Raw genomic sequence first — 12,741 nt, 5'->3', positions numbered from 1 at the left:
ACAGACAAGCGATTGACAAATATTCCGCCGGTGGGAGAGGCTCGGCTCGACCTCGATACGGAAGAAGGATCGCGATGGACATCAACGGCGCGTCGGCTGTGATCACGGGAGGAGCGAGTGGACTCGGGTTGGCCACGGCCCGCAGGCTGAGCGGCGCGGGAGCCCACGTCGTCCTGCTGGATCTCCCAGGCAGCGATGGTGCCGCGGCCGCGTCCACACTGGACGGTCCGGCGCAGTTCGCCCCAGCCGACGTGACCGACGAAACCGCGGTCGCCGCCGCGTTCGACCTCGCCGAGGAGCGCGGCCCGGTCAGGGTGGTGGTCAACTGCGCCGGTATCGCGACACCTGCCCGGGTGCTGACCAAGGAAGGCAAGGCCACACCGCTGGCTGCCTACCGCAAGGTCGTCGAGGTCAACCTGATCGGGTCGTTCAACGTCCTGCGGCTGGGCGCCGAGCGGATGTTTCGGACGGAGCCGGTCGATGGTGAGCGCGGCGTCGTCGTCAACACGGCGAGTGTGGCCGCGTTCGACGGTCAGGTCGGGCAGGCGGCGTACTCGTCGAGCAAGGGAGGTGTCGCCGGGATGACCCTGCCCGTCGCCCGCGACCTCGCGCAGCACCTCATCCGGGTGGTCAGCATCGCCCCGGGGCTGTTCAACACCCCGCTGATGGCAGCGCTACCCGCGGAGGCGCGGGCCTCGCTCGCCCACCAGGTGCCGCATCCGAGCAGGCTGGGCGAGCCCAGCGAGTACGCGGCACTCGTCGAGCACATCATCGCCAATCCGATGCTCAACGGCGAGGTCATCCGCCTCGACGGAGCGATCCGCATGGCGCCGCGCTGAATCCTGCTCAGCGGATCGGGTCGATGGTGTCCAGGTCGGCCAGCAGTCGCCGCGCACGCTCCCGTGCCTTGGCCGCGACGCCAGGACCGACCGGCAGGTACAACACACCGGACTCGATTCCGGCCACCAGTTCTGCCGCGGCCTGGTCGGCGGAGATCGAGGGCAGGTCGTGGTCGAAGGAGGGATCGATGGGCCTTGCCCGCCGTGCCGTCGTGGCGTACCGCTCCGGGCGGTTGCGCTCGGCATCACGGATCCGGGTGGTGACCGGACCGGGGCAGAAGATCGTTGTCCCGACACCGGGGGCGACCGTGTCCAGCTCATGCCGGAGCCACTCGGTGAGCCCGACGACCGCATGCTTGCTCGCCGCGTAGGTCGCGAGCCCGGCGCCGAGCAGTGCGATCCCGGTGATCGACGCGGTGTTCACGACGTGTCCTCGCCCGGCGCTCACCAGGTGGGGCACGAACGCGCGCACCCCGTGCAGCACACCGAGGTAGTTCACCTCGGTGATCCAGCGCCAGTCCTGCTCATCCTGCTCCCAGGTGTAGGCCCGCGGGCCGACCACACCGGCGTTGTTCACCACGAGGTCGACGTGGCCGTACCTGGCGAGGACGTCCTCGGCGAGTGCGGTGACCTCGGCGAGGATGCGCACGTCGACGACCCTGCCGCTGACCTCGGCCCCGGTCCCGCTCGCCTCGGTGACCGTCTCGTCCAGCGCTGGTTTCTCCACGTCCGCGGCGACGACCCGCAGACCCCGGTCCGCGAGGGCCTTGACGAGCGACCGGCCGATGCCGCTGCCGGCGCCCGTGACGACGGCGACCTGTCCGTGCTGGAGCTTCATGCGTTCACCATCTCGCCATCCGGTGAGACAGTCAAGGGCGGATCTGTCTTGTCGTTGACATTAGGCTGTGCATCGTCATAGCGTTGACAGGAAAGGAATTGCAGTGTCCAGACTCGAAGGCAAGATCGCCTATGTCACCGGCGCAGGCGGGGGTATCGGCCGTGCCATCTGCGAGCGGTTCCTCGCCGAGGGAGCGCGTGTAGTCGCGACCGACATCGACGCCGGCGCCGCGGAGAACGCGGTTGCCGGAGCGGGGGACCGGGGGCTTGCACTCCGCTGCGACGCCGGTGACGGTGACCAGGTGCGTGCGGCGATTGCGCGTGCTGTCTCGGCCTTCGGTTCGCTGAACGTCCTGTGCAACGTCGCCGGAGGCTCGTCTTCCCAGGACGCCCGGGTCACCGAGGCGCCGGAGGAGGAGTTCTGGCGGGTGATCCGGCTCGACCTCTTCGGGACCTTTCTCGCGTGTAAACACGGCATCCCGGAGCTCATCCGGGCCGGTGGTGGATCGGTCGTCAACCTGACGTCGATGGGCGCACTCATGGCGTTGCCCGACCGGGACTGCTATACCGCGGCGAAAGGCGGCGTCGCGTCGCTGACCAGGTCGATGGCGGCCGGTTATGCCGAGGATCGCGTGCGCGTCAACGCGATCGCACCGGGCATGATCATGACGCCGAGGGTGGCGAGCCGCCCCAGGACCGGGCGGGTCAAGGACATCGCGGACCGGCACCTGCTGGGCGTCGGCGAGCCGGAGGACGTCGCGCACCTGGCGGTTTACCTTGCTTCTGACGAGTCGAGGATCGTCACCGGGCAGGTCCTCTCGGTCGACAGCGGCGTGACCATTCACTGAGGAGACGGCGCATGGGAATCCGGGTCGACGGTCCGTTCGCGCACCGCAGCCAACTGGGTGAGGGGCCGCATTGGGACGGCGATCGCCTGCTCTACGTCGACATTCAGCGCGGGGAGGTGCACCGGCTCGACGTTCACACCGGCGAGCAGGACACGGTGACGCTGCAGGGGCCGGTGGGTTTCGCCGTGCCCAGCCGGGAAGGGCGGCTGATCGTCGGGCGACAGTCCACAGTGGAGGAGATCGACTGGTCCGGCCGTACCGTGCGGGTACTCGCCACCGTCGAAAAGGGACTCTCCGAAACCCGGATCAACGATGGCAAATGCGATCCGCGTGGCCGGGTGTTCTACGGAACGATCTCGGCGGAGCGCCGTCCCGTAGGCGGCTTCTACCGCACATCCGCCTCCGGTTCCACCGTGCGGGTGCTCGATGGGGTCACTGTGTCCAACGGCCTCGGCTGGGACGACCGGCGGCACCGTCTCTACTACGTCGACTCATGGACCTGGCGTGTCGACGTCCTCGACTACGACGAGGACACCGGAGAGACGACGAACCGGCGCCCCTTCGTGAGTATCGACCGGGCCGACGGCCTGCCCGATGGGCTCACGGTCGATGCGGAGGGCGGCGTGTGGGTCTGCCTCTTCAGCGGTGGCGCGGTACACCGCTACTCGCCCGAGGGGAACCTCACCGAGGTCCTCTCTCTACCGGTGTCACTCCCGACGAGTGTCGCGTTCGGAGGAACCGGATTGCGGACGTTGTTCGTGACGAGCGCGCGGCACCGGCTGAGTGCGGCCGAGGCGGCGGAACAGCCCCTCGCGGGCGGCGTACTAATGGCCGAGGTCGGGGTGGCCGGGTGCCGGGCGGTCGGCTTCGCGGGCTGAGGCGTGGGCCAGCGCGCTGGGGGAGAGGCGCCCGACGATCGCCGGCGCCTCGTGGATGAGTGTGTCGTCGGTGAGTGCTTCCACCATGAACAGCGCGAAGTCCACGCGCCGCGTCAGATTGCTCGCCAGGACCGGGTCGCCGACGTGCCGGCTCCACACGGGTAGGCCCTGGCTCTCGCCCTCTTCGAGGTCGCTCCCGCGGACGACGGTCCACCGCCGGTCGCTGGCGAAGATCCGCCGGCATGCCTCCACCTGGTCGTCGATCTCGGCAAAGCGCAGGAGGCGGGCTAGCAAGGTGGCGACCCGCAGGGCTGCACGGAACTTCCAGGAGTACTGGTCCTTGCCGTCCCGGGTGATGTGCCAGCCGCACGAGAAGACCAGGCGCGCGCCGGGGTCGGCGTAGTCGAGCACCGCCTGCGCCGTGCCCGACGAGTACTGCTGCACGCGCCAGGGAACCAGCACGCTCAGCACCCCATCGCAGCCGGCGACCGCCTTCTGGATCACCTCCCGGTCGTTCGTGGGCCCGGGCACGATCGTGATCCGGTCGGCGAACGCGGCGAGCTTTCCGACGCTGCGTTCGCGGCACACGCCCACGACCTCGTAGCCGCGGTCCAGCGCGTGCCGGACCATGTACTGCCCGAGCTTGCCCGAGGCGCCGACAATGCAGACCTTCCGCAACTGGTCCGTGCTCATGTCCCGCTCCTGCCTCTCGTGTCGCCGGTCGAACTTACGGTGTAAGTAACGCTATACTTACGGCGTAAGTTCGTCAAGTGGCAGCGGGAGGAGGGCAAGTCATGCGCCAGCGCGCGAAACCGAAGCGGGAGCCGCTGAGCCGGGAGCGGGTGATCACCGCCGCCATGGTGCTGGCCGACGAGAAAGGTGAAGCCGGGGTCAGCATGCGGGCGATCGCCGCCCGGCTGGGTGTCGAGGCGATGTCGCTCTACAACCACGTGGCCGGCAGGGAGGACCTCCTCAACGGGATGGTCGACGCGGTGTTCGCCGAGATCGACCTTCCGGCGTCGGCCACGGACTGGAAGGAGGCCATGCGCGAGCGTGCCGCGTCATCGCGCACGGTGCTCCGGCGCCATCCCTGGGCGGTCGGCCTGATGGACTCCCGCAGCCGGCCCGGCCCGGCGACGTTGCGTCACCACGATGCTGTCCTGGGCGTCCTGCGAGCGGGAGGTTTCTCCGTCGCGATGGCCGCGCATGCCTTCTCGGTGATCGACAGCTATCTCTACGGGTTCGTCCTTCAGGAGCTCAGCCTGCCGTTCACGAGCCGAGCGGAACTCGACGAGGTCGCAGACGGCATCCTGCGCGATGTGCCGACCGACGCCTACCCGCACCTCATGGAGCTCATGACCGACCACGCCCTGCGGCCCGACTACGCCTACGCCGACGAGTTCGAGTTCGGCCTCTCCCTGATCCTCGACGCACTTGAACCCGACGAGGTTCAGGTCTAGCTCACTCGTAGTCGTGCGCGGCGACGATGATCCGCGAGAGCAGCTGGATGAGCGTGCGTACCTCATCGGGTGAGAGGGCCTCGAAGAACTTCTGCTGCACCTCGTGCTGGGGGAGCAGGTTCGCCTCGACGAGCTCGGCTCCGTCCTGTGTGATCGTCACCGGGACGAGCCGCTTGTCGGCCTTGGTGGCGCGCTCGCGGCTGACCAGGCCGTCCCGCTCCAGTGTCGCGAGCACGCCGGACACGGCCTGGCGGGAGACGCCGGAGAGCCGGGAGACGTCCTTGGCTTCGATGGGGCCGAACGCCCAGATCATGACCAGGACCCGGAACGCTGCCGGGGTGCGCCGGTTCGCGCCGTGCACGTGGCGGATCTCGAGCTGGTCGAGCACGGTCGCGGCGCGCTTGAGGTTGGTCGCCGCGCGCAGCACCTCCTGATCGAGGTCACGCACCTGGGCCGATACGGTCTCCGCGAGCAAACCGTCCAGGTCTTTGGCCGAGATCGACGATGGTGGCTGCCGGGTATCGTGCTTCTTCGGCGCCATACGTCGATTCCTCCGTTTCGCCGACTGTGGTCCGATCCTGTCGTGACCCTAGTCGACCCGGCGCTTTTTAGTCAAGAACCGTTCTGTTCTGTCCTTGACAAAATGCGGCACGGAACTTTAGCGTTCCCGCCAAGCGACGCGGCTAGGAGGTCTCGTGACGACGCAGTGGGTCATCGACGCTGTCAAGCTCGGAGAGGCGAGGAACCTACCCGCCAGCGACTTCTACTTCCGGGATCGTTCGCAGCGGATGATGAGTATTCCCCTGACCATGTTCGTGTTGAGATCCGATTCGCGCACGGTTGTGGTGGACACCGGTGGTCCGGCGGACGAGGAGCAGATCCGGCGGCATCACGCGTTCGAGTACGAGGTGTCCGAGGCGATGCGGCCGGAGAACGCGTTGGCGCGCCTCGGCGTGAACCCCGACGACGTCGACATCGTGGTCAACACGCACCTGCACTGGGATCACTGTTCGAACAACCACCTTTTCCGCAACGCGGAGATTCTCGTCCAGCGCGCCGAACTCGGTTACGCGGTCGCGCCGTGCCCGGCCAACCGTGGCTCCTACGGCATTCACGAGGACACGGTGCCGCCGTTCGCCCAGTGCCTCGACCGGGTCCGGGCCCTCGACGGAGCGGAGGAGATCGCGCCAGGGCTCGGCATCGTGCCGCTACCCGGCCATTCGCCGGGGTCGCAGGGCGTCCGCGTCGATGCCGGCGACGGCACCTACATCATCCCCGGTGACTGCGTGGACACCTTCGAGAACTGGGACAACGGCGGGGCCGACCTGCCGCTGCCGTCGGGGCGCTTCACCGACCTGCCTGCCCTGTACTCGAGCATGACCTACCTGAAAGGCACCGGCTGGCTTCCGCTGCCGGCGCACGATCACTCCGTGGTCGACAAGGGCCGGTTCGGCTACTGAGAGCAAACCCCGGCTACAGGGTGGTGGCGTCGAGGACGAACCGGTAGCGGACGTCGCCGCGCAGAACCCGCTCGTATGCCTCGTCTATCCGGTCGCCGTCGATCACCTCGACCTCGGCCCCGATACCGTGTTCGGCGCAGAAGTCCAGCATCTCCTGCGTCTCGGTGACTCCCCCGATGAGCGAGGCCGCCATGGAGCGGCGGTTGCGCAGGAGCGTGAACGGACTGATCGTGAACGGCTTCTCCGGCACGCCGATATTGACCCAGGTGCCGTTCGCCGCGAGCAGTCCCAGGTAGCGGTCGAGGTCGAGGTTCACCGGAACCGTGCACAGGATCAGGTCGAACGACGACGCGAGGTCCGTGAACAGGCTGTCGTTCGTCGTCGCGACGTAGTCGTCGGCGCCGAGCCGCAGACCGTCGTCCCGCTTGTCGAGCGAGAGGTCGAGAACCGTGGTGTGCGCGCCGAGTGCCGAGGAGAGCTGCACCCCGATGTGCCCGAGGCCGCCGAACCCGAGGAGGGCGATCCGCTTGCCCGGCCCCGCCTGCCAGTGTCGTAGCGGCGAGTACAGCGTGATTCCCGCACACAGCAACGGAGCGGCGTTGCGCAGGGGCAGCGCGTCGGGGATACGCAGGACGAAGGTCTCATCGACCACAATGGACCGGCTGTAGCCGCCCTGGGTGATCCGGCCCGCCCGGTCGACGCCCGCCGCGGTCGGGGTGTATCCCTCGACGCAGAACTGCTGCCGGCCGGCACGGCAGTGGTCGCACCGTCCGCAGGACTCGATCATGCAACCAACCCCGGCCCGGTCGCCGACCGCGAACGCGGTGACGTCCGCTCCGACGCCCGCCACGGTCCCGGCGATCTCGTGCCCCGGCACCAGCGGAAACCGGGTTTTGCCGTAGTCGTTGTGCGCGTGGTGGATGTCGGAGTGGCAGATGCCGGCGTAGGCGATGTCGATGACCACGTCGCGGGGGCCGGGTTCGCGGCGGTCGATCGTCGCAGGCTCGAAGGGCTGGTGGGGACCGGCGGTGGCGCGTGCACGGACGGTGGGCAACGGTTCCTCCGGGATAGGGATGGGGTGGAGACCGGGGCGAGGCCGCAGCAGGGTGAGCAACCCCGCCCCGGCCGGTTCAGACGCGGCGGAACAGCGCGGCCAGTGCCTGCCCGCCGCCGATGCACATCGTGACGATCCCGAACTCCTGGTCGTGGCGGACCAGATGCCTGGCCACGCGCAGGGTGAGGTTGGCCCCTGTCGCGCCGACGGGGTGGCCGAGAGCGATCGCGCCGCCGTAGGGGTTGGTGGTGGCCGGGTCGAGCTTGGCGTCGCGGATCACCGCGACGGCCTGTGCGGCGAAGGCCTCGTTGACCTCGGCGATGGCGATGTCGCTGGGGGACAGGCCGGTCTTCTCGAAGAGCGCGTTCAGCGCCAGGACCGGCGTGTAGCCCATCAGTTCGGGCTCCATCGCGGCCGTCGTGATGGCGTCGAGTGAGACGAGCGGCTTCAGCCCGTGCTCGCGGGCGTAGGACTCGCGCGTCAGCACGAGTGCTGCCGCGCCGTCGTTGATGCCGGAGGAGTTGCCGGCGGTGACGGTGCCGTCGTCGGCGAAGGCGGGCGACAGGCCGGACAGCATCTCCATGGTGGTGTCGGGCCTCGGGTGCTCGTCCGTCTCGACGGTCCTCGGCCTGCGGCCGCCGATCTCGAAGGGCACGATCTCCTCGGTGAAAGCGGCCTTCGCTGCGTCGCTCGCGGCGCGCCGCTGGGACTCCAGCGCGAACTCGTCCTGCGCCTGCCGGGAGACGTCGTACTTGGTCGCCACGTTCTCCGCGGTGATGCCCATGTGGATGCGGCTCCACGGGTCGGTGAGCATCATCAGCGTGCCATCGTGCAGCGTGACGTCGCCGAGGCGGCGCTTCGAGCGGTCGCTGTAGTCGTAGAACGGCATCCGGGTCATGGACTCGTCGCCACCGGCGACGACGGCGTCCACACCGCCCCAGCGCAGCTCCATCGCCCCGGTCCAGATCGCCTGCAGTCCGCTGCCGCACAGCCGGTTCACGTTGACGGCCGGGGTGTTCTTCGCCAGGCCCGCCGCGAGCGCGACGCGGCGAGCGTTGAACGCATCGGGGCCTACCTGGCCGACCTGTCCCATGACGACCTCGCCGACCCGCTCGGGCGGCAGCCCGGAACGGCGAAGCGCCTCGGTGACGACCTTGCCGCCCAGTTCGTGTGCAGGGACGTCCTTGAACACGCCCTGGAACCTGCCGATCGGGGTCCGTGCGCCGTCGAGTACGACGATCTTCTCGGTGTTTCTGTCCATCGTTCTCCTTGCCATCGAACGGTTAGCGGCCGGTCCACTGTGGAGCTCGCTTGGCCAGGAACGCCGCGACGCCCTCGGCCGAGTCGGCGGATGCGCGGGCGTGGTCCTTGGCGACGGCGGTCTCGGCCCAGCGGTCCTCGTCGTCGGCGGGGTAGACGGCTTCGATGGCACGCAACGTCTCCCGGACCGCGATCGGGGCCAGTCCGGCGATGCGCTCGGCCATGGACAGGGCTTCCTCGAGCGCGCCGCCCGGCTCGGTGAGCCGGTTGACCAGGCCCAGGTCGTACGCCCGCTGGGCGGAAAGCCGTTCGCCGGTCAGCAGCAGTTCCCTGGCTACGTTCAGTGGCAGGGCCCGTGGCCCCCGGAAGAGGCCGCCGCACTCGGCGATCAGACCCAGGCCGACCTCGGGGAACGAGAACGTCGCCGTGCGCGATGCGACGATCATCGTGGTGGACAACGCGATCTCGAACCCGCCGCCCGCGGCGACCCCTTCGACCGCGGCGATCACGGGTTTGCGCAGGCGACGTCCTGCGATGCCGTACGGGCCGCCGCGTTCGGTGGGATCGCCGGCCCAGGCGCGGATGTCGGTGCCTGCGGAGAAGAAGTCCTGGCCGCCGGTGAGGACGGCGACGAGAGCCGAGTCATCGTCCTCGAACTCGTTCAGGGCCGCGTCCAGCGCTTCGGTCATCTCGCCGTCGAAGGCGTTGCGGCGCGCGGGCCGGTCGAGGATCAGGACATGGACGGCGCCCCGCCGTTCCACTCGCACCGTCATGGTGTCGCTCCTTTGCTCATCTGGCACTGTCGCGCATCGAATCCGATTACGTCAAGCCCAGGACTGTCCTATGCTTGACAAAAATTCCGACCACGAGGAGGGGCAATGGCGCACCCCGATTTCCGGACTCTACGGATCGAGACCGAGGGCAGGGTGGTGGTGGCGACCGTGTCCGTCCCACCGCTCAACATGATCACCCGTGAGCTGATCGAGGACCTCGAACGGTTCACCGAGGAGGTCGCGGCCGATCCCGGGCCGCTCATCGTCGTCCTCAGGAGTGCCGATCCGGACATCTTCATCACGCACAACGAGTTCGCGAACCTCTACGCCATGCAGCCGCCGGAGCCCCCGGCCTCCGTCGACGAGGTTCCGCTCAACGCCATGCACCGGATCTGTGAGCGCCTGCGCACGATGGACAAGATCACCATCGCGCAGGTGGAGGGTCGTGCGGCCGGTGGTGGTGCCGCGATGGTGATGGCCTGCGACCTGCGTTTCGGCGCGCTCGGCAAGGCGGTGTTCAACACGATGTCGGTACCGCTGGGTGCGGTTCCCGGTGGTGGGGCTTCCCAGTACATGCCGCGGCTGATCGGCCGTTCGCGGGCGCTGGAGCTGATCCTCGGCGGGCTGGACCTCGACGCCGGGACGGCCGAACGCTGGGGCTACCTGAACCGCGCTCTGCCGCCGGCCGAGATCAATGCCTTCGTGACGGCCACCGCCCGGCGGATCGCCGCCTGCCCCGCGGAGGCCGTGCGGCTGACCAAGGAGGTCGTCGGGCTGTCGGACGGGCCGGTGGAGCAGGGCCTGCGGGAGGAGGCGTACCGCTTCCGGCTGCTCATGGCCTCACCGGAGTCGCTGGCGAACATCGAGCGTTTTCTCGCTCTCGGGGGCGAGACCCGCGAGGGCGAGCAGCGCATCGAGCAACTACTGGGTGACGTCCTCGACCGCTCCGCCGACTGAGTGGGTGGGCCGGTGGGGTCACCGGCCCACCCACGGCGGTCACTTCGCCGTCAGCACGATCTTGCCCGCGGTGTCGCCGTTCTGCATTGCCGCGAATGCCTCCTGCGCGCGGTCCATCGGGATCTCCTGGCCGATCTGCGGCTGGATGCCGGCGGCCGCGACGAATGCGAGCAGGTCGACGAGCTCCTGCCGGGTGCCCATGGTCGAGCCCTCGACGCGGATCTGCAGGAAGAACAGCCGCTGCAGGTCCGCTCCCGGGTTGGGGCCGCTGGTGGAGCCGCAGCAGATGATGGCGCCGCCAGGGCGCACGGCACGCATGGAGTGCTTCCAGGTCGCTTCGCCGACGGACTCGAACACGGCGTCGACCTTGCCGGGGAGCCTGGCACCGGACTCGAAGGTGGCGTGGGCGCCCAGCTTCTCGGCGAGGTTGCGTTTCTCCTCGCTGCGTCCGGTCACCCACACCGTCATCCCGGCGGCCCGGCCGAGCTGGATCAGTGCGGTCGACACCCCGCCGGAAGCGCCCTGCACGAGCATCGTCTGGCCCGGCCGCAGCCCGGACTTGGTGAACAGCATGCGGTAGGCGGTCAGCCAGGCCGTGCCCAGCACCGACGCCGCGACGGGAGAGAAGCCGGCGGGCAGCGGAATCACGTTGTGTGCCGGGACGATGACCTGGTCGGCGAAGGTGCCCTGGTGCTTCTCGGTGAGCAGGGTCCGCTTCGGGTCGAGCGTCTCGTCGCCTGCCCACGCCGGGTCGCCCACGATGGGGTACACGACGACAGGGGTGCCGTCGGCGAGCGTGCCTGCCGCGTCGCTGCCCAGGATCATCGGGTACTGCTCGGGCTTCAGTCCGACGCCGCGCAGGGTCCACAGGTCGTGCATGTTGAGGCTCGCGGCCGTGGGATGCACCGACACCCACCCCTCGGGCACCTCGGGCTCGGGGCGCTCGCCGACCACGAGTGCGTCGAGCGGGGCCTCGGGATTGGGTTTGGCCGCGTAAACAGCGAACATTGAGTCTCCTCTTGCCGAACCGGGTCCGTGATTGACAAGACGAAGCGTGTCTGTCAAGGCAGGCACTGTCAAGCACTTGACAAAATACCTCGGCCGGTCCGACGATCGGTTCACGCAAGAGAGCGAGGTGCCTGGCGCCTCGCCGCACGGCGATGTGAGGAGACAGCGGTGTCCACAGCAATCACCCGATCCGACGCCGACAGTTTCGGCGCCTGGGAGCTCCCGGAACCGCTGCGCGACCTGCAGGCCACGGTCGCGTCGTTCATGGCGAACGAAGTCCGCCCCGCCGAGGAGGAGCTCGACCCCGACGCCTGGGAGCTCCCGGCGAATGTGCTGGAGCCGCTGCAGAAGCGCGCCAAGCAGGCAGGCCTGTGGTGCATCGAGTCACCTGCCGAGTACGGCGGGGCAGGGCTGAACCTGCTGTCCCAGGTCATCGTGGCCGAGCAGGCGTCGCAATGCCGGATGGGTGCCTATGTCCCGGCCGCGGGCGCGTTCGGCTGGGACCCGCCGAACGTGATCTACGACGGCACCGAGGAGCAGATCACGCGGTGGGCTGTGCCGACCGTCGAGTCCGGTTGTCACACGTTCGTCGCCATCTCCGAGCCCTCCGGGGGCGCCGACCCCGCGCGGGCCATCCGTACCCGCGCCAGGCGGGACGGCACGGACTGGGTGATCAACGGGTCGAAGACCTGGATCTCCAAGGCCGCCGAGTCGGAGTGGGGCATCGTGTTCGCCCGCACCGGGGACGAGCCGGGTGGCAGCGCGATCAGCTGCTTCATCGTCGAGGCGGATGCGCCAGGACTGACCCGCAGCAAGATCCCGGTGATCCGGTCCTGGTCACCGTGTGAGCTGACGTTCGAGGACGTGCGGGTGCCGCAGGAGAACCTGCTCGGCGAGGTCGGCCGTGGCTTCGCACTCGCGCAGCGCTGGCTGGTCAACAACCGGGTCACCTACGCCGCGGCCGTCATCGGCGTCGCACAGGCGGCGATCAACCTGGCGATCAAGCACGCGAAGAACCGGGAGTCCTTCGGCGGCAGGCTGGCCGACAAGCAGGCGATCCAGTGGATGATCGCCGACTCCGAGATCGACCTGCGTGCCGCGCGGCTGCTCACCTACCAGGCCGCGTGGAAGGCCGACCTCGGCAAGGACTTCAAGGTCGACGCCTCCATCGCGAAGGTGCACGCCACCGAGGCGGCGGGCCGGGTCGTCGACCGTGCCGTCCAGATCCTGGGCGGTCTCGGGGTCGCCAAGGAGATGCCCACCGAGCGCTGGTACCGCGAGATGCGCATCAAGCGGATCGGCGAGGGGCCGTCCGAGGTGCATCGCATGGTCATCGCCCGCGACATCATCAAGGGGAGCCGCTGAAC

General features: G+C 68.9%; 14 protein-coding genes. 7 read left to right on the top strand and 7 right to left on the bottom strand.

The features are described from left to right. The first annotated feature begins 74 nt into the window (after positions 1-74). Positions 75-839: a 3-hydroxyacyl-CoA dehydrogenase gene (locus tag ABZ863_RS16245; RefSeq protein WP_358535937.1), complete on the top strand. Its 765-nt coding sequence runs from the start codon at positions 75-77 to the stop codon at positions 837-839. A 7-nt stretch (positions 840-846) separates the two neighbouring features. Here ABZ863_RS16245 and ABZ863_RS16240 read toward each other — a convergent pair whose 3' ends face one another. Beyond that, entirely contained in the window at positions 847-1,677 is an 831-nt protein-coding gene (locus tag ABZ863_RS16240; RefSeq protein WP_358535935.1) for an SDR family NAD(P)-dependent oxidoreductase, read from the bottom strand. 103 nt (positions 1,678-1,780) lie between these two features. Between ABZ863_RS16240 and ABZ863_RS16235 the strand changes: the two genes are divergently transcribed. Continuing rightward, positions 1,781-2,524, top strand: a complete 744-nt coding sequence (locus ABZ863_RS16235) for an SDR family oxidoreductase (RefSeq protein ID WP_358535933.1) — start codon at positions 1,781-1,783, stop codon at positions 2,522-2,524. 11 nt (positions 2,525-2,535) lie between these two features. Continuing rightward, complete coding sequence (locus tag ABZ863_RS16230) at positions 2,536-3,402, top strand: SMP-30/gluconolactonase/LRE family protein (RefSeq protein WP_358535931.1); 867 nt, start codon at positions 2,536-2,538, stop codon at positions 3,400-3,402. Here the strand turns inward: ABZ863_RS16230 and ABZ863_RS16225 are convergent. Then, positions 3,349-4,095, bottom strand: a complete 747-nt coding sequence (locus ABZ863_RS16225; RefSeq protein ID WP_358535929.1) for an NAD(P)H-binding protein — start codon at positions 4,093-4,095, stop codon at positions 3,349-3,351. The two genes, ABZ863_RS16230 and ABZ863_RS16225, sit on opposite strands and share 54 nt — an antisense overlap. Before the next feature lie 101 nt (positions 4,096-4,196). Between ABZ863_RS16225 and ABZ863_RS16220 the strand changes: the two genes are divergently transcribed. Next, complete coding sequence (locus ABZ863_RS16220; RefSeq protein ID WP_358535927.1) at positions 4,197-4,862, top strand: TetR/AcrR family transcriptional regulator; 666 nt, start codon at positions 4,197-4,199, stop codon at positions 4,860-4,862. A gap of 1 nt (position 4,863) precedes the next feature. Here the strand turns inward: ABZ863_RS16220 and ABZ863_RS16215 are convergent, their stop codons facing one another. Next, positions 4,864-5,403: a MarR family transcriptional regulator gene (locus ABZ863_RS16215; protein ID WP_358535925.1), complete on the bottom strand. Its 540-nt coding sequence runs from the start codon at positions 5,401-5,403 to the stop codon at positions 4,864-4,866. 154 nt (positions 5,404-5,557) lie between these two features. On the opposite strand from ABZ863_RS16215, the gene ABZ863_RS16210 reads away from it, so the two are divergent. After that, the gene (locus ABZ863_RS16210) at positions 5,558-6,322 is read left to right on the top strand and encodes an N-acyl homoserine lactonase family protein (protein WP_358535923.1); all 765 of its coding nucleotides are present in this window, start codon (positions 5,558-5,560) and stop codon (positions 6,320-6,322) included. Positions 6,323-6,335: 13 nt separating this feature from the next. On the opposite strand, the gene ABZ863_RS16205 is transcribed toward ABZ863_RS16210, so the two are convergent. The 3 genes from ABZ863_RS16205 to ABZ863_RS16195 all read right to left on the bottom strand — a co-directional run bounded on the left by ABZ863_RS16205 (position 6,336) and on the right by ABZ863_RS16195 (position 9,409). Further along, positions 6,336-7,376 carry an NAD(P)-dependent alcohol dehydrogenase gene (locus ABZ863_RS16205; protein ID WP_358535921.1) on the bottom strand — a complete coding sequence of 347 codons (1,041 nt, stop codon included), beginning with the start codon at positions 7,374-7,376 and terminating at the stop codon, positions 6,336-6,338. 76 nt (positions 7,377-7,452) lie between these two features. Then, positions 7,453-8,637 carry a thiolase family protein gene (locus ABZ863_RS16200; RefSeq protein ID WP_358535919.1) on the bottom strand — a complete coding sequence of 395 codons (1,185 nt, stop codon included), beginning with the start codon at positions 8,635-8,637 and terminating at the stop codon, positions 7,453-7,455. Positions 8,638-8,659: 22 nt separating this feature from the next. Next, complete coding sequence (locus tag ABZ863_RS16195) at positions 8,660-9,409, bottom strand: enoyl-CoA hydratase-related protein (RefSeq protein WP_358535917.1); 750 nt, start codon at positions 9,407-9,409, stop codon at positions 8,660-8,662. Positions 9,410-9,514: 105 nt separating this feature from the next. Here ABZ863_RS16195 and ABZ863_RS16190 point away from each other — a divergent pair, with 105 nt between their 5' ends. Then, complete coding sequence (locus tag ABZ863_RS16190; RefSeq protein ID WP_358535915.1) at positions 9,515-10,366, top strand: enoyl-CoA hydratase/isomerase family protein; 852 nt, start codon at positions 9,515-9,517, stop codon at positions 10,364-10,366. Positions 10,367-10,405: 39 nt separating this feature from the next. Here ABZ863_RS16190 and ABZ863_RS16185 read toward each other — a convergent pair whose 3' ends face one another. Further along, entirely contained in the window at positions 10,406-11,374 is a 969-nt protein-coding gene (locus tag ABZ863_RS16185; RefSeq protein WP_358535913.1) for a zinc-binding dehydrogenase, read from the bottom strand. 168 nt (positions 11,375-11,542) lie between these two features. On the opposite strand from ABZ863_RS16185, the gene ABZ863_RS16180 reads away from it, so the two are divergent. Continuing rightward, on the top strand, positions 11,543-12,739 hold the full coding sequence (locus ABZ863_RS16180) for an acyl-CoA dehydrogenase family protein (RefSeq protein WP_358535911.1): 1,197 nt from the start codon (positions 11,543-11,545) through the stop codon (positions 12,737-12,739). The last annotated feature ends 2 nt before the right edge of the window (positions 12,740-12,741 follow it).

Source organism: Saccharomonospora sp. NPDC046836, assembly GCF_040645195.1.
In the GTDB taxonomy this organism is placed as follows: domain Bacteria; phylum Actinomycetota; class Actinomycetes; order Mycobacteriales; family Pseudonocardiaceae; genus Prauserella_A.
The sequence above is the reverse complement of the archived record's forward strand: the minus strand, read 5'-3'. Positions and strand labels throughout refer to the sequence as shown.